15 protein-coding genes are annotated in these 13,968 nt (G+C 73.0%); 8 read left to right on the forward strand and 7 right to left on the reverse strand.

The features are described 5' to 3' along the window. Positions 1 to 17: 17 nt before the first annotated feature. The 6 genes from AC54T1_RS07165 to AC54T1_RS07190 all read right to left on the reverse strand — a co-directional run bounded on the left by AC54T1_RS07165 (position 18) and on the right by AC54T1_RS07190 (position 6,717). Positions 18 to 2,963 (reverse strand): DEAD/DEAH box helicase, encoded by a 2,946-nt coding sequence (locus tag AC54T1_RS07165; protein WP_496911511.1) that lies wholly within the window; start codon positions 2,961 to 2,963, stop codon positions 18 to 20. Between the two features lie 125 nt (positions 2,964 to 3,088). Continuing rightward, the gene (tatC, locus tag AC54T1_RS07170; protein WP_484344483.1) at positions 3,089 to 3,919 is read right to left on the reverse strand and encodes a twin-arginine translocase subunit TatC; all 831 of its coding nucleotides are present in this window, start codon (positions 3,917 to 3,919) and stop codon (positions 3,089 to 3,091) included. A gap of 5 nt (positions 3,920 to 3,924) precedes the next feature. Continuing rightward, positions 3,925 to 4,269 (reverse strand): twin-arginine translocase TatA/TatE family subunit, encoded by a 345-nt coding sequence (locus AC54T1_RS07175; protein ID WP_484344482.1) that lies wholly within the window; start codon positions 4,267 to 4,269, stop codon positions 3,925 to 3,927. 51 nt (positions 4,270 to 4,320) lie between these two features. Continuing rightward, positions 4,321 to 4,644, reverse strand: coding sequence for a hypothetical protein (locus AC54T1_RS07180; RefSeq protein WP_496911512.1), 324 nt, complete (start codon positions 4,642 to 4,644; stop codon positions 4,321 to 4,323). A gap of 26 nt (positions 4,645 to 4,670) precedes the next feature. Continuing rightward, positions 4,671 to 5,678, reverse strand: coding sequence for a helix-turn-helix transcriptional regulator (locus tag AC54T1_RS07185; RefSeq protein WP_484344480.1), 1,008 nt, complete (start codon positions 5,676 to 5,678; stop codon positions 4,671 to 4,673). After that, positions 5,671 to 6,717, reverse strand: coding sequence for a helix-turn-helix transcriptional regulator (locus tag AC54T1_RS07190; protein WP_496911513.1), 1,047 nt, complete (start codon positions 6,715 to 6,717; stop codon positions 5,671 to 5,673). The genes AC54T1_RS07185 and AC54T1_RS07190 overlap by 8 nt, the downstream gene beginning before the upstream one ends. Before the next feature lie 34 nt (positions 6,718 to 6,751). On the opposite strand from AC54T1_RS07190, the gene AC54T1_RS07195 reads away from it, so the two are divergent. From AC54T1_RS07195 to AC54T1_RS07230, 8 genes are all read left to right on the forward strand, one after another. Further along, on the forward strand, positions 6,752 to 7,966 hold the full coding sequence (locus AC54T1_RS07195; protein WP_496911514.1) for a DUF3866 family protein: 1,215 nt from the start codon (positions 6,752 to 6,754) through the stop codon (positions 7,964 to 7,966). Further along, entirely contained in the window at positions 7,963 to 8,769 is an 807-nt protein-coding gene (locus tag AC54T1_RS07200; RefSeq protein ID WP_484344477.1) for a DUF4129 domain-containing protein, read from the forward strand. The genes AC54T1_RS07195 and AC54T1_RS07200 overlap by 4 nt, the downstream gene beginning before the upstream one ends. Then, on the forward strand, positions 8,766 to 9,242 hold the full coding sequence (locus AC54T1_RS07205; protein ID WP_484344476.1) for a hypothetical protein: 477 nt from the start codon (positions 8,766 to 8,768) through the stop codon (positions 9,240 to 9,242). The genes AC54T1_RS07200 and AC54T1_RS07205 overlap by 4 nt, the downstream gene beginning before the upstream one ends. After that, positions 9,239 to 10,261: an AAA family ATPase gene (locus tag AC54T1_RS07210; RefSeq protein ID WP_484344475.1), complete on the forward strand. Its 1,023-nt coding sequence runs from the start codon at positions 9,239 to 9,241 to the stop codon at positions 10,259 to 10,261. The genes AC54T1_RS07205 and AC54T1_RS07210 overlap by 4 nt, the downstream gene beginning before the upstream one ends. Further along, positions 10,258 to 11,577 carry a DUF58 domain-containing protein gene (locus tag AC54T1_RS07215; RefSeq protein WP_496911515.1) on the forward strand — a complete coding sequence of 440 codons (1,320 nt, stop codon included), beginning with the start codon at positions 10,258 to 10,260 and terminating at the stop codon, positions 11,575 to 11,577. The genes AC54T1_RS07210 and AC54T1_RS07215 overlap by 4 nt, the downstream gene beginning before the upstream one ends. Further along, positions 11,574 to 12,239: a hypothetical protein gene (locus tag AC54T1_RS07220; RefSeq protein ID WP_484344473.1), complete on the forward strand. Its 666-nt coding sequence runs from the start codon at positions 11,574 to 11,576 to the stop codon at positions 12,237 to 12,239. Before AC54T1_RS07215 ends, AC54T1_RS07220 begins: the two co-directional genes overlap by 4 nt. 75 nt (positions 12,240 to 12,314) lie before the next feature. Next, positions 12,315 to 12,899, forward strand: a complete 585-nt coding sequence (locus AC54T1_RS07225) for a Dps family protein (RefSeq protein ID WP_484344472.1) — start codon at positions 12,315 to 12,317, stop codon at positions 12,897 to 12,899. Between the two features lie 78 nt (positions 12,900 to 12,977). After that, a complete protein-coding gene (locus AC54T1_RS07230; protein WP_484344471.1) occupies positions 12,978 to 13,469 on the forward strand; it encodes a DUF6328 family protein in 492 nt (163 codons plus the stop codon). A gap of 21 nt (positions 13,470 to 13,490) precedes the next feature. Here AC54T1_RS07230 and AC54T1_RS07235 read toward each other — a convergent pair whose 3' ends face one another. Then, entirely contained in the window at positions 13,491 to 13,931 is a 441-nt protein-coding gene (locus AC54T1_RS07235) for a hypothetical protein (protein ID WP_496911516.1), read from the reverse strand. Positions 13,932 to 13,968: the final 37 nt, after the last annotated feature.

Raw genomic sequence — 13,968 nt, forward strand, 5'->3', positions numbered from 1 at the left:
GATATGCCAGACCGGTGTCAGACGCTCGAGTAGGCGACGACCCCTCGTCGCAGTGCGGTGATCGCCCGGTCCGCCGAGCGCCGCATCCGCTCGTCGGGCGCCGCCTTCGTCAGCTGGTCGAGCACGTCGATGACCTGCTTGCACCACCGGACGAAGTCGCCCGCCGCGAAGTCGGTCTCCTTGAGCACGGCGTCGAGGCTCCGTCCGGACGCCCAGCGGTGGACGGCCTCGACGAGACCGAAGTCGAGCGGGCCGGTGGCCTCGAGCCGGTGCGCGGCCTCGAGGTCGTCGAGCTCCGACCACACGCGCACGGTCTCGTCGAGCGCGCGGGCGAGCGTCCCCGTGGGGCCACCCGGGATCCGTGGGTCCCCGTCGCGGTCGTCCCGGCGCGCGGAGTAGACGATGGTCGAGACCGCGGCCGCCAGCCCCGCGGGCTCGAGGGACGCCCACGCGCCACGGCGCAGGCACTCGGACAGCAGCAGGTCGCTCTCGGCGTAGAGCCGGCGCAGCGTGGCTCCCGGAGCGGTGACCCGCAGCTCGCCGTCGTCGCCGGGCTCGAGGTAACCCAACGTCCCCAGCACGTCGCAGATGCGGTCGAACACCTTGGCGATCGACCCGGTGCGCCCGGAGATCCGGCGCAGGAGCGCCTTGTGCTCCGACTCGAGCTTGGCCCACCGCTCAGCCCACCGCGCGTGATCGTCCCGTTCCGGGCACGAGTGGCACGGGTGCTCGCGCAGGGCGGACCGCAGCCGCGAGAGCTCTGCGTCGTCCCCGGCCGTCGTCCGCGCGCGGACCGCGCCCCGGTTCTTGCCGCCCCGGCGCCCCGTCCCGCGCGTCGGTGAGCTGCCGTCCGTCGAGCCCGCGTAGGCACCGAGGGAGGTGCGCAGGGTCGCGGCGAGGTCCCTGCGAGCCGCGGGGTTCCGGGCGTTGAAGCCCTTCGGGATCCGCACGCTGCTCACGACGCGCACCCCCTGCGGGACGTCCGCGAGGGTGAGCTTCTTCACCTGACGGTCGCTCGTGAGGATGAGCGGGTGGGGTCCGTCGAACCCGGCGTCCTGCCCGGGCTCGATGACCACGGCGTACCCGGCGCGTCGACCTGACGGGATCTCGACGACGTCCCCGCGCGAGAGCGCGGTGAGGGACGCGACGATCTCCGCGCGGCGCTCGCTGCTCGCGCGCTTCGACAGCTCGCCCTCCCGGGCCGAGATCGCCCGACGCAGCCCCATGTACTCGGTGAAGCTGCCCTTGTCGCAGCGCATCGCCTCCGCGTAGCCCTCGAGGGCTTCCGCCTGCGCGTTCGCCTGCCGGGCGAGCCCGACGACACCGCGGTCCGCCTGGAACTGCGCGAAGGATGTCTCGAGGATCTCGCGGGCGCGCTCGCGGCCCACCTGGGACACGAGGTTGACGGCCATGTTGTACGTCGGCTTGAAGCTCGATCTCAACGGGTAGAGCCGCTTCGACGCGAGCCCCGCCAGCGCCACGGGATCGAGCCCGGGGTGGTCGACGACGACGGCGTGGCCCTCGATGTCGATGCCGCGGCGGCCGGCGCGCCCCGTGAGCTGGGTGTACTCCCCCGGCGTGACATCGACGTGGCTCGATCCGTCCCACTTGACGAGCTTCTCGAGGACGACGCTCCGTGCGGGCATGTTGATGCCCAGGGCGAGCGTCTCCGTCGCGAAGACCACCTTGACGAGGCCCATGCTGAACAGCTGCTCCACCGTCTCCTTGAACAGCGGCAGCATGCCGGCGTGGTGGGCGGCGATCCCCCGGCTCAGGGCGTCGATCCACCCCCAGTACCCGAGGACCGCGAGGTCCTCCGACGGGATGGCCGAGCAACGATCCTCGACGATCTCCCGGATCTGCTCCTCCTGCTCGGGAGTGGTCAGCCGCAGTCCCGCGGACAAGCACTGGGTGACGGCGCCCTCGCAGCCGGCGCGGGAGAAGATGAAGAAGATCGCCGGCAGCAGGCCGTCGCCGTCGAGGAGGTCCACGACAGCGAACCGGGGCGGCCCGCGCCGCCCGGTGTGCTGGCCGCCCGACGCTCCTCCGGGCCCACCACCGCGGCCACCGCGCCCGTACCCGCGTCCCCGGCCCGGCGCCCGATGGTCGGTGCTCTGGCGCATGATCGCCAGCAGGTCGGGGTTGATCGGCGGGTTCGTCCCCGGGTTGGTGGGGTCGACGTCGTGCGCGTAGAGGTCGAGGATCCCGCCCGGCGTCGTGCCCCGGCTCGCGGCGACGACGTGCTGGCTGAGCGGGACCGGCCGGTGCTCGCTCACGACCACGGCCGTGTCGCCGCGGACCATCTCGAGCCAGTCCCCGAACTCCTCCGCGTTGGACACGGTCGCCGAGAGGGAGACGAGCTGGACGTCGCTCGCGAGGTGGATGATGACCTCTTCCCACACGGCGCCGCGGAAGCGGTCGGCGAGGTAGTGCACCTCGTCCATGACGACGAAACCGAGCCCCTGCAGGGTCGGGGAGTCGGCGTAGAGCATGTTGCGCAGCACCTCGGTGGTCATGATGACCACGGGTGCCTCGCCGTTGATCGTCGTGTCCCCCGTGAGCAGCCCCACGGACTCCGGTCCGTACCGGCGCACGAGGTCCGCGTACTTCTGGTTGCTCAGCGCCTTGATCGGCGTCGTGTAGAACGCCTTGCGGCCGCTCGTCATGGCCAGGTGCACGGCGAACTCGCCGACGATGGTCTTCCCAGCGCCGGTCGGTGCCGCCACGAGGACGCCCTGGCCCTTCTCGAGGGACTCGCACGCCTCGATCTGGAAGTCGTCGAGCTCGAAGTCCAGGCTCCGTCGGAACGCACCCAGCTCGCTCGCCTCGCGCGCGCTGCGCTCGCGGAAGAGGCGGTACCGCTCGGCCGGGCCGGGTCCCTCGTCCGCGGCGGAGCTCTTCGCGGGTGCTGCGTCACGTGCGGAGCGGGCTGCGGAACGGGAGGATCGTGCGGGGGGAACCATCCCCCCAGGGTAGGACCCGCCCCCGACGCGGGCACGTCCACCGGGCACGTTCACGCGGCGCGGGCCAGGGCACACACCGGACCCGGACCCGGGCTCACGCGGGGCGCGGCGTGCGCCCCGCCTGCTCAGCGCAGGCTGGCTTCGAGCTCGGCGGCGTCCCGGGCGACCCGGCGGTCGTGCAGGACGCACACGCCGAGCGCGACGAAGTAGAGCAGGCAGATGGGCAGGGCGACGAAGATCATCGTCAGGGCGTCCGGGGTGGGGGTCATCACGGCGGCGAACCCGAAGGCGATGACGACGGCCCAGCGCCAGCCCTTCGCCCAGGTGGCCGCGCTGACGAGGCCGAGGAAGTTCAGGGCGACGATGAGGACGGGCATGACGAACGCGAGCCCGAACGCGAGGAGCAGTCGCATGACGAACCCGAGGTAGACCTGTGCGTCCTGGAGGTTCGTGGCGTTCTCGGGGAGGAACTCGGTGAGGATGCGGACGGCGTAGGGCAGCACGATCCAGGCGAGTCCCGCGCCGGCGAGGAACAGCGGGACGGCAGCGCCCACGAACCCGACGGTGTACCGCTTCTCGCGGCCGGTGAGCCCGGGGGTGATGAACGCCCAGAGCTGGTAGAGCCACCAGGGGCTCGTGCCGAGGACGCCGATGAAGAAGGCGACCTTGACCTTCATGTCCAGCGCGGTGGCCGGCCCGCTGAAGTTGAGGTTGACGAGCTGGTCGCGTGCGCGGCCTGCCTCGAGGACAGGCTCCTGGAGCAGTGCGATGACCGGGTCGTAGAGGAACCAGCCGCCGACGGCGCCGAGGAGGATCCCGGCGGCTGCGAGGAACAGCCGACGGCGGAGCTCCTGCAGGTGGCCGCGCAGGGGCATCCGGCGGCGGGCGGCGAGGCGCTCGGCGCGTTCCTCGGCCCGGCGCAGGCTGCGCGCGAGAACCTTGTCCGTGCCTGCCACGCCGGTCAGAGCTTCGGGGGTGTGGCGTCCTCAGACCCGCTGATGGTGTCCGTACCGGCCGCTGGCACCCCGCTGTCGGCGTCGAAACCCGGGGGCTTCGTCTCGGTGGGGGGCAGGTGGACGGGCTCGGGCGAGGTGGCGGACGCACCGGGGGCCTTGAACACCGGGACCGCACCGGGCACGGTGCTGGCCGGGGTGACCGGGACGTCGTCGTCGGCGAGGTCCTTGACCTCGGTCTTGAGGATCTTCAAGGACTGACCCACGCTGCGCGCGAGGTCAGGCAGCCGCTTCGCACCGAACAGCAGGAGAACGATGAGCAGGAAGAGGAGCACGTGAACCGGCTTGAGCATGCCCATGGTTGACCTCCGGAGTCCGTGGGATGTCTGTCCATCCTAGGCGCCTCAGAGGTCGATGGTGCGCCAGCGCTCGTACCTCGCAGCGTGACGTTCGCGGCGGCGCAGGGTCCGGGCGGTGCGGGCCCGGCGTCGGGACTCGCGCAGGGCGGCGCGCTCGTCCGGCGTCGCGAAGACGTCGACGGGCCGGGGCGTGGTCGCGGGGCCCCGCGCCGCGAGCTTCTCGGCGCGGACCGCGACGTCGCCCAGGGTGGCTGTGAGGTCCCCGACGGCTCCGAAGACGCTCTTCGTGCGTCGCCAGAGGTCCCGGGCGCCGAGGAACGCGAGGGCTGCCGTGCCGAGCACGAGGGCGCACCAGATCCAGAACCACATGGGAGCAGCCTAGGGGCACGGGCGCGTCAGTCGAGCGCGCCGCTCGCCTCGAGCTCGGCGAGGGCCGCGTACTCGGCCAGCGCCTCGGACGCCGCCGCCACGACGTCGTCGTGCACCTCGGCCGGTCCGACGACCCGCACGTCGTGGGCGTTGCGGAGCAGCAGGTGCCGCAGCCACATGGGGTTGCCGACGCGGAGCGTGAGGAGGAAGTCCGAGTCGGGGAGGTTCTCCACGGACTCGACGGGCACCTGCTCGGCGATCCACCGGGCACGGCTGGAGAGCACGAGCTCGGCCAGGGTGTCCCCCTCGGGCCGGTACGCGGCGGGCGCCGGGTGGTCACCGCCGGCGGCGGCATCGCGCCCCCGGTCGGAGACGGGGTCAGGCAGCACCTCGGCGCGCAGGATGCGGTCGGTGCGGAACGTCCGGTCCCCCTGGGCGCTCAGGCACCACGCGTGCAGGTAGGTGAAGTCGTCGGACGGCAGGAGCCGGATGGGTTCGACGACGCGGGTGGAGGTGACGTCGGAGTTGTTGACGTACTCGATCTGCAGACGGCGCCCGGTCTGGACGGCGGTGCGGATGGCCGAGAGCACCTGCGGGTCCCCGTCGACGGCGAGCCGCACGTCGAGCGCCGCCGCGGCCTCCCCCGAGGCCGCGGTGAGCTTCGCGAGGGCAGCGTCGACGACCGCCGCCTGCTCGTCGTCACCGGACACCGCGACGACCTCGCGCATCGCGCGCAGCGCGGCGATGAGCGCGATCGCCTCACGCGTGCCGAGGCGCAACGGCCGTGTCATGCCCCGGGACTCGGTGAGGTGCACGATGCCGCGCTCGTAGGAGTCGGCGTCGAAGTCGATGAGGTCCTCGGGCCAGTAGCCCGGTGTCCCGGAGATCCACAGCGTGTCCACGTCGGCGAGGATCTGCTTCGGGGTGACACCGAAGCGTCGCGCGAGGTCCTCGACGGGCACGGGCCCGCTCGTCTCCAGGTAGCTCACGAGGCCGATGAGCCGGACGAACCGCTCGGTCGCGCGCTCAGCCACGACGGTTCCCTTCGCTGGTGGTCCCTGATGTGCGGGGGGTGCCGCGCGGGCTGGTCCGGGCCGAGGGTCCGGGGAACGACGCGGCGGTCCGCAGCTGCTCGACGACCGCGTCGCGCAGTGCCGGGGGGCTCACCACGAGCACGGCGTCGCCGTACCCGGCGATGTCCTGTGCAGCGGCCCGCAGCGACCCGTAGGCCAGCCGCACCATGTCCCGGCCCGGGACGCGCGGACCCCCGGTGACCGCCGTCGCCTGCGCGCGCAGGGCGCTCGCGCGCTCGGGACGCAGGGCGAGCAGCGCGTGCTCGAGCGTCTCCGGCGTGCCGCGCCCGATGAGGGCGTCGACGTCGACGTCGTCGGGGATCGTGTAGGCCCCGGGGACGCCGCGGACACGCACCGCCCCCTCGACCCGGTTGAGCCGGAAGGACCGCGGCGCCCCGCGGTCGCGGTCGAACCCGACGAGGTACCAGCCGCCGTCGCGCACCGCGACCTTCCACGGCTCCACCGTTCGCGTGCGGACCTCGCCGGTGCTCGCGGCCCGGTAGGTGAAGGTCACGACCCGGCGTGCGGCCACGGCGTCGAGGATCGGCTCGTAGGCGGAGCCGAGCGGGCGGACCCGCGGTGCGAGCCCGGCGACGGCGTCGGTGCCCTCCTCCGCGCCGGCCACGGACCGCAGCTTCGTCAGCGCGCGCGAGGTGTCCACCTGCAGGGCGCTGTCCTGCCAGAACTGCGCGGCGAGGGACAGCACGCCCAGCTCGGCGGGCGTGAGGTCGATCTCGGCGAGAGCGTAGGCGTCCTTGTCGATGCGGTAGCCGGTCTCGGTCGCGTGGGACCCCGTCTCGACGATGAGGATGGGCACGCCGAGCTCCCGCAACGCATCCTTGTCGCGTTCGAACATGCGTTCGAACGCCTCCGTGGAGGACGCCTCGTCGTATCCGGCGACGGACGTGCGGATCTCGTCCTTCGTCATCCGCACCGGCGTGTTCATGAGCGCGATGACGAGATTGAGGAGGCGGGCGGCGGGGGGCGTCTGGGCAGGCATCACTGCTAACGCTAGCGTCGAGTAGCGTTACCGCGTGATCACGTGGCGGAACGGTCGGGTCGTGGCGCTCGGGCGCCACTGGGACGGTGCCCAGGAGCTCATGGTCGACGTCGCTCCCCAGGGCCCCGTGCGGGCGCTCGCCTACCCAGGGCTCGTCGGCCCCACGCAGCTCGGGGACACCGTCGTGCTCAACACCACGGCGCTCGACCGCGGCCTCGGCACCGGCGGGTACGCCCTCGTCATCGCTGTCCTTCCCGCGGAGCCCGCGGGCGGCGCGGTGCTCCCCGACGACGAGACGGTCCTCGACGACCAGACGGTCCCCTCCCCGCCGGGCGACGGCGCGCCGCAGCCCGGCCACCTCGTCAAGGCTCGCTACACGCCGCTGCAGACGATGGTGCTCGGCGTCGACGAGCAGGAGTCCCCCCACCACGGTCTGCTCCAGGACGCCGACGACCTCGGCGGGATGCCCGTCGTCGTCGCCGACCTCCACTCCGCGCTCCCCGCGATCGTCGCCGGTGCGCGGCTCGCGGCCCGCGAGGCCGACCGGCCGCTCCCCCGCGTCGCGTACGTCATGACCGACGGCGGCGCCCTGCCCGCCTGGTTCTCGCGCACCGTCGCCGGGCTGCGCGACGCGGGCTGGCTGAGCACCTGCATCACCGTCGGCCAGGCGTTCGGCGGCGACCTCGAAGCCGTCTCGTTGCACACGGGCCTCCTCGCCGCGCACCTCGTCGACGAGGCCGACCTCGTCGTCGTGACCCAGGGCCCGGGCAACCTCGGCACCGGCACCCGCTGGGGATTCTCCGGCGTCGCCGCCGGCGAGGCGGTCAACGCGGTGAGCGTGCTCGGCGGACGCCCCGTGGCGTCCCTGCGCATCTCGGGCGCCGACGCCCGCGCCCGCCACCTCGGCGTCTCCCACCACTCCCTCACCGCCTACGGACGGGTCGCCCTGCGCCCCGCAGACGTCGTCGTCCCCGTCCTCGCTGGCGCACCGGCCGCGTTCACCACGACCGACCAGGACGCCGCGGCCCTCGACGCCCTCGTCGCCGACCAGGTGGCCCCGCTCGCCCGCACCGACGCCGCCCACCGTCTCGTCACCGTCGGCGCCACCGACGCCCTCCAGCAGGCGCTCGCGGACACCCCCGTCGGACTCTCGACCATGGGGCGGTCCCTCGCCGCCGACCCCGCCGCGTTCCTCGCCGCCGGTGTCGCAGGGATGCACGCCGTCGCACTGCTCGGCGGGCACGCATGAGCGGCGCGGGCGTCACCGCACCACAGACCACCCGGGGCCCCGGCAGCACGGCCGATCCGGCGCGGGCGCCGCAGGACGGGTTCCGTCTCCTCCTCGTCCTCGTCACCGCGGTGCTGCTCGTCGTCGTGGCCGTCGGCTCGACCCTCGCCGGGCCCTGGGACATCACCCTCGCGGAGCCGGCGCCGATCGAGACCGTTCCCGCAGAGCCGCCGCCCGCGCGCCCGGAGGGGCTCACGCAGCTCGACGCGACCACGGGAGACTCCAGGACGCTGGGCACCGTCGTGCTCCTCGTCGCCGGCGTGCTCGGGCTCCTCCTCGCGGCGTTCCTCATCACCCGGATCATCTCGTGGGTCCGCCGAGAGATGGCCCAGACCTCGCGCTCGCAGGCAACCGAGCGCTCCGCGGGAAGCGTCGTCGCCGCCCCGACCGGCCTCGTCTCGGTGCCGGTGCTCCAGGAGGGAGTCACGGAGGCCACCGCCCGGCTCCGCGGCGCCGAGACGTCGACGGACGCGATCATCGCCGCCTGGCTCGCTCTCGAGGAAGCGGCGGAGGCCAGCGGCGCCAAGCGCATCCCGTCGCAGACGCCCACCGAGTTCACGGTCTCGGTGCTCGACACCACACCTGCGTCGCCGCCCGCGGTCCAGGAGCTCCTCGCGCTCTACCACCTCGCCCGGTTCACCCGCACGCCGGCCACGCCCGCGCACGTCGACCGCGCGGAGCGGGCGCTCGTCCAGCTCACAGCCGACTTCGGTGGCTCGCCGGAGCCCGCCGTCCCCCCGCACGGCGCTGAGGAGGGCACATGATCAAGGTCGTCGTCGTGGTCGCCGTCGCGGCGGCCCTCGTGGTCATCGGCCAGCGGGAAGCCGGGTACGACGTCGGGCACGCCCTCATGCTCGTCCTCGGTGTCGCCGCGTTCACCATCGCTGCGTTCTACGTGCAGCACGGCACCCGGGCGCGGTTCCCGGTGGACCGCAGCGTCCGCCGCGCGGGTGCCCGTGACGAGGTCGCGACCCTGTCCTGGTCGTTCTTCGGCCGCGACGGCAACGTCACGTCCCAGGGCCTGCGCACCCTGCGGTCGATCGCCGCGGGACGGCTGCAGCACCACAGCGTCGACCTCGACGACCCGCTCGACGCCGACCGTGCCCGCGCGCTCCTCGGCGCCGACGTCTACGACACGCTGCACGGCGCGCCCCCGAACGTCCGACAGCTCCGCACGTGCATCGACGCCCTCGAACGCATCGCCCCGGCCCCGCCACCGACAAGGACCCGCACATGACCGACGCACCCGTCACCGACGCACCCGCCACCCACGACCCCGCAGCGACCAGCGACGCCCTCGCGGTCCCCGAGATCGCGCACCTGGCCACCCGGGTGCTCGACGAGGTCGGGACCGTCGTCGTGGGGATGCGCGAACCCCTCACGGTGGCTCTCGCGGCGATCCTCGCCGGGGGGCACGTGCTGTTCGAGGACGTGCCGGGCCTGGGCAAGACGCTCGCCGCCCGCAGCCTCGCCACGGCTCTCGGCCTCGACTTCGCACGCCTGCAGTGCACGCCGGACCTGCTCCCCGCGGACATCACGGGTTCCTCGGTGTACGACCCGGCGCGGCGCGAGTTCGAGTTCCGGCCGGGACCCGTCTTCACAGGGCTGTTCCTCGCCGACGAGATCAACCGCACAGCGCCCAAGACCCAGTCGGCGCTGCTCGAGGCGATGGCCGAGCGGCAGGTGACGATCGACGGGACGACGTACCCGCTGGCGCTGCCGTTCCACGTCGTGGCCACGTCCAACCCCGTGGAGTACGAGGGCACGTACCCGTTGCCCGAGGCCCAGCTGGACCGCTTCATGGTCCGCCTCGCCGTGGGGTACCCGGACCGTGACGCCGAGACCGACGTCCTGGCCCGCCGCCTCGACCGCCGACGTGAGTTCTCGGCCGTCGCACGCGTCGTCGACCCCGCGACCGTGCTGGCGATGCAGTCGGGGATCGAGGACGTCGCGGTGGACCCGGACATCGTGCGGTACTGCGTGGACATCGCTGCCGCGACGCGGGATCTCGCGGAGCTCGAGGTCGGGGCGTCCCCGCGTGGGTCGCAGAACCTCATGCTCGTCGCACGGGCCCTCGCGGTGATCTCGGGCCGCGACCACGTGCTCCCGGACGACGTGAAGGCCGTGGCCGTCCCCGTCCTCGCGCACCGCCTCACCCTGAGCCCGGGCTCGTGGGCTGGTGGGGTGAGCACCGAACGGCTGGTCACCGGGCTGCTCGACCACGTCGCCGGACCGTCCACCGTCCCGAGCCGGTGACCGGTCCCCGTCCAGTCGCGGTGAGCCCGTGGTACCGCGACCGCGTCGTCGGCGCGTCGGCGGTCGCGGGTCTCCTCGTCGCGGTCCTCGGCCTCGTCACGGGCCGTGCCGAGCTCGTCGGTGTCGCCGCTCCCCTGCTGCTCAGCGCCGTCTGGGGTGGGTGGCGGGCACCGGCCGAGGACGACGACATCGTGGCCACGACCCGCGCCGTGGGCACGACGGTCCGCTCGGACGGGCTCGAGGCGACGCTCACGGTGACGGCTCCTGCCGGCGCACCCGCAGCGCGGGTGCTCGTGACCAGCCCGGGCACGGCTCGCCGGGAGGCGATCATCGCCATCGACGGGACCCGCGAGGTCGTGCTCGAGACCCCGTCGGTCCGCACGGGCGTGCGCGAGCTCTTCACGGTCGACGTCATCGCCGTGACGGACGAGGGTGGGTGGTTCCGCGGGCCGCGCCACGCCGAGCCCGAGCACGTGCTCGTCCTCCCGGCGGTGCGTCGCATCGCCGAGGTCCCGGTCTCCCGCCAGCTGCGAGGGCTCACGGGCCCGCACACGTCGCGCCGGCTGGGTGACGGCAGCGAGATGCGCGACGTGGCCAGGTTCACGAGCGGGGACAGCGTGCGCCGCGTCGACTGGCGCGTCACGGCGCGGCGCTCACCCGAGGTGGAGCACCTGTACGTCCGGCGCACGTACGCGTCGGCCGAGGCGTCGGTCGTCCTCGTGCTCGACTCGCGGGACGACGTCGGCCCGGAGATCGCCACGTGGGGCGCCCTGCGTCAGGCCCGCCCCGACCAGCAGACGTCGCTCGACCTCGCGCGCGAGGCGTCGGGTGCGATCGCTCGTGCCGTCGTCGAGGCGGGCGACCGTGTGGGGTTCGAGGACCTGGGCCGGCCGCACAGCCCGTTGCCGTCGTCGGGCGGCAAGCGTCACCTCGACCGGACGCTCCACGCCATCGCGTTGGCGCGTCCGTTCGGCGCGCCCCGGGCGCGGGTGCGTGCTCCGCGGATCCCCGCGCACGCCCTCGTCTACCTCTTCTCGACGTTCCTCGACGACGACGCGCACGACGCCGCGCTGCAGTGGTCGGCAGGCGGCCACCAGGTCATCGCGATCGACACGCTGCCCGTCGAGGACACGTGGGCGCTCACGGAACGGGACATGTACGCGTGGCGTCTCACCGCGGTCGCCCGGGAGGACCGGCTGCACGCCCTGCGGGCCGCCGGCATCACGGTGCTGCGCTGGGCCGGCGACGACCCGCTCGCGGTGCTCGGTGCCGTGGTCCGGGCGGGTCGTCGCGTCGGTAGCGGAGCACGGCGATGAAGGCCGCGGTGCAGGCGTGGCGAGGGCTCGTGCAGCGCGCGACGCAGCTCGTGCGGGCGGACGACCGCCCCCACGCGCCCGCCGCGCAGCTGCAGCTGGGCATCGGGCCGAGCGCGCCGGGATGGGTGTTCGACGTCGTCCTTCTCGTCACCGGCATCAGCGCGGTGGTCTGCGCGGGCACGACGGCAGCGATGCTGCCCGGCCTGCTCGTGACCGTGTGCGTCACGCTCCTCGTGCTGGGTGTGCGGAGCCTGCGCAAGGGGGACCACGTGTTCGTCGTGACGGCCGCGGGTCTTGCTGCGGCCGCGTACCTCTTCACGCCGGCGTCGGGGTACCCGTGGCGCGCCCATGTCCTTGTGCTCCTCCTGCACGTGTGTGCGCGTGCTTCGTGGTTCGCGGTCGCCACCACGGCGACGTCGCGCGTCGAGCTCGCGGTGCTGGCGCGCGAGGGACGGCGGTTCGGTGCGTTCCAGGGTGTCGGTCAGGCACTCGTGCTCGTGTCGGCGGCCCTTGCGAGCGTCCGCGACGGTGGTGGCGTCGGGTCGCACGTCGCTTTCGCCGTGGCGGGGGGCGCAGCGCTCGTCGTGCTGGCCGGTGTGCTCCTGCTGCCGCGGCTGCGACCAGGGACGGGACCGCGCACCGGGGGTTCACCGACGGCGTAACTTCTGCGGGACGGGACGGTCGCGGGCACGATGTGTTGTGTCACTGACCCTCGAGTCTCTTGGAGGAACACGCCCATGGCTGCTCGCAAGCACATCCCGAAGTACACGGTTCCGTCGCTCACCCCTGAGGAGGGTGCTGAGGTCGCGGACGTCCTTCAGATGCGCCTCCACGCCCTCAACGACCTGGCTCTGACGCTCAAGCACGTGCACTGGAACGTCGTCGGGCCGCACTTCATCGCGGTCCACGAGATGCTCGACCCGCAGGTCGAGGCGGTCCGTGCGATGGTCGACGCCATCGCTGAGCGCATCGCGACCCTCGGTGGTGCCCCGCTGGGCACGCCGGGCCAGATCGTGGCGGCGCGGACATGGGACGACTACTCCCTCGGCCGCGACACGGCCATCGCCCACCTCGGGGCGCTCGATTCCGTCTACGAGGGTGTCATCACCGCCCACCGTGAGGCGGCGGAGGCGGTCGAGGAGATCGACGACGTCACGAACGACCTGCTCATCAGCCACCTCGGAGAGCTCGAGCTCTTCCACTGGTTCGTCCGTGCGCACCTCGAGTCCGCGGGCGGCGCGCTGAGCACCGCGAGTGCCACGACCGAGCGGGGGGCCGCGAAGAAGGCCCAGGCCGCTGCGGAGAAGCCTTCCGCGAAGTAGCGCTGCTGACGGTCGCCGTGCCACGGGCACGGCGACCGTCGGAGCCACCGGCTGTCATCGACGATCGGAGGGGTCCTGATGGATCAGCGAGTACCGGCAGTGTCGCCGGACCAGCCTGTCGATCCGCAGCTCATCGAACGCAGATGGACCGAGCTCCTCCAGGAGCTGCGGGTCACCCAGACCGGCGCGCAGATCATCCTCGGCTTCCTGCTCACGGTGCCCTTCCACGAGCGCTTCGAGACGCTCGAGCCGTACCAGCGCACAGCCTTCCTCGTGCTCGTCATCCTCTCGGTGACCGCCGTCGCGCTCATCGTCGCCCCCGTCGCGGTGCACCGGACGCTGTACCGCCGGGCTGAGGCTCCCCCACCTGTCGTCGTCGTCGTCGGTCATCGGCTCGCGCGGACAGGGATGGTCGTGCTCGGTCTGGAGCTCACCGGATGCGTCTTCCTGCTGTTCGACGTCACGTGGGGCCATGGCGTCGCGATCGCCGTGTCCGGAGCGGTCGGGGTGGCGCTGTTCAGCCTGTGGTTCGTGCTCCCCGAGGTGCTGCTCCGTCGCCCGAAGCAGTGAGCGTCGCCAGGACCAGGAGCGTCACCAGGACCAGCCGCGGGCTCCGAGCTCGAGCTCGGACCGCATGCGCTCGTCCGCGTCGAGGACCCACTGGCTCGGAACCCGCAGGTCGGGTTCGCATGCCGGCGCGTCCAGGCCGGCGAGGGCGCACGCCTGGAGGAGCAGCTTGTCGTAGGCCTGCTGACTGGCCCGGAGGTGGTGTGCGCGACCCATGGACGCCCGGTCGGACTCGATCCGTTGGATCTCGTCGGCCATGGCGGCGAGGCGGAACTGCACGGCGAGCACGGTGAACGGGTCGATGATGTCCGTGGTCCGTTCGACCGGCTCGTGCTTGCGCACGGCGCGAGCGATCCGGTGGCGACGCCGTTGTCGGCCATCGAAGAGCCTCGATGGCCTCGTGACGACGTCGAGCACGACGAAGAACCCGGCCACCACGAGCACGTACAGAAGCACCCAGATCATTCCCGCGTCCTCCTCCTCGAGGTAGGACCATCCTCGC

Source organism: Sanguibacter sp. Z41_6 (genome assembly GCF_059621145.1).

Coding starts and splice junctions, on each gene's coding strand:
- AC54T1_RS07165 (WP_496911511.1), bottom strand. CDS start 2,963: ATGGTTCCCCCCGCACGATCCTCCCGTTCCGCAGCCCGCTCCGCACGT.
- AC54T1_RS07175 (WP_484344482.1), bottom strand. CDS start 4,269: ATGCTCAAGCCGGTTCACGTGCTCCTCTTCCTGCTCATCGTTCTCCTG.
- AC54T1_RS07180 (WP_496911512.1), bottom strand. CDS start 4,644: ATGTGGTTCTGGATCTGGTGCGCCCTCGTGCTCGGCACGGCAGCCCTC.
- AC54T1_RS07190 (WP_496911513.1), bottom strand. CDS start 6,717: ATGCCTGCCCAGACGCCCCCCGCCGCCCGCCTCCTCAATCTCGTCATC.
- AC54T1_RS07200 (WP_484344477.1), top strand. CDS start 7,963: ATGAGCGGCGCGGGCGTCACCGCACCACAGACCACCCGGGGCCCCGGC.
- AC54T1_RS07205 (WP_484344476.1), top strand. CDS start 8,766: ATGATCAAGGTCGTCGTCGTGGTCGCCGTCGCGGCGGCCCTCGTGGTC.
- AC54T1_RS07210 (WP_484344475.1), top strand. CDS start 9,239: ATGACCGACGCACCCGTCACCGACGCACCCGCCACCCACGACCCCGCA.
- AC54T1_RS07220 (WP_484344473.1), top strand. CDS start 11,574: ATGAAGGCCGCGGTGCAGGCGTGGCGAGGGCTCGTGCAGCGCGCGACG.
- AC54T1_RS07225 (WP_484344472.1), top strand. CDS start 12,315: ATGGCTGCTCGCAAGCACATCCCGAAGTACACGGTTCCGTCGCTCACC.
- AC54T1_RS07230 (WP_484344471.1), top strand. CDS start 12,978: ATGGATCAGCGAGTACCGGCAGTGTCGCCGGACCAGCCTGTCGATCCG.
- AC54T1_RS07235 (WP_496911516.1), bottom strand. CDS start 13,931: ATGATCTGGGTGCTTCTGTACGTGCTCGTGGTGGCCGGGTTCTTCGTC.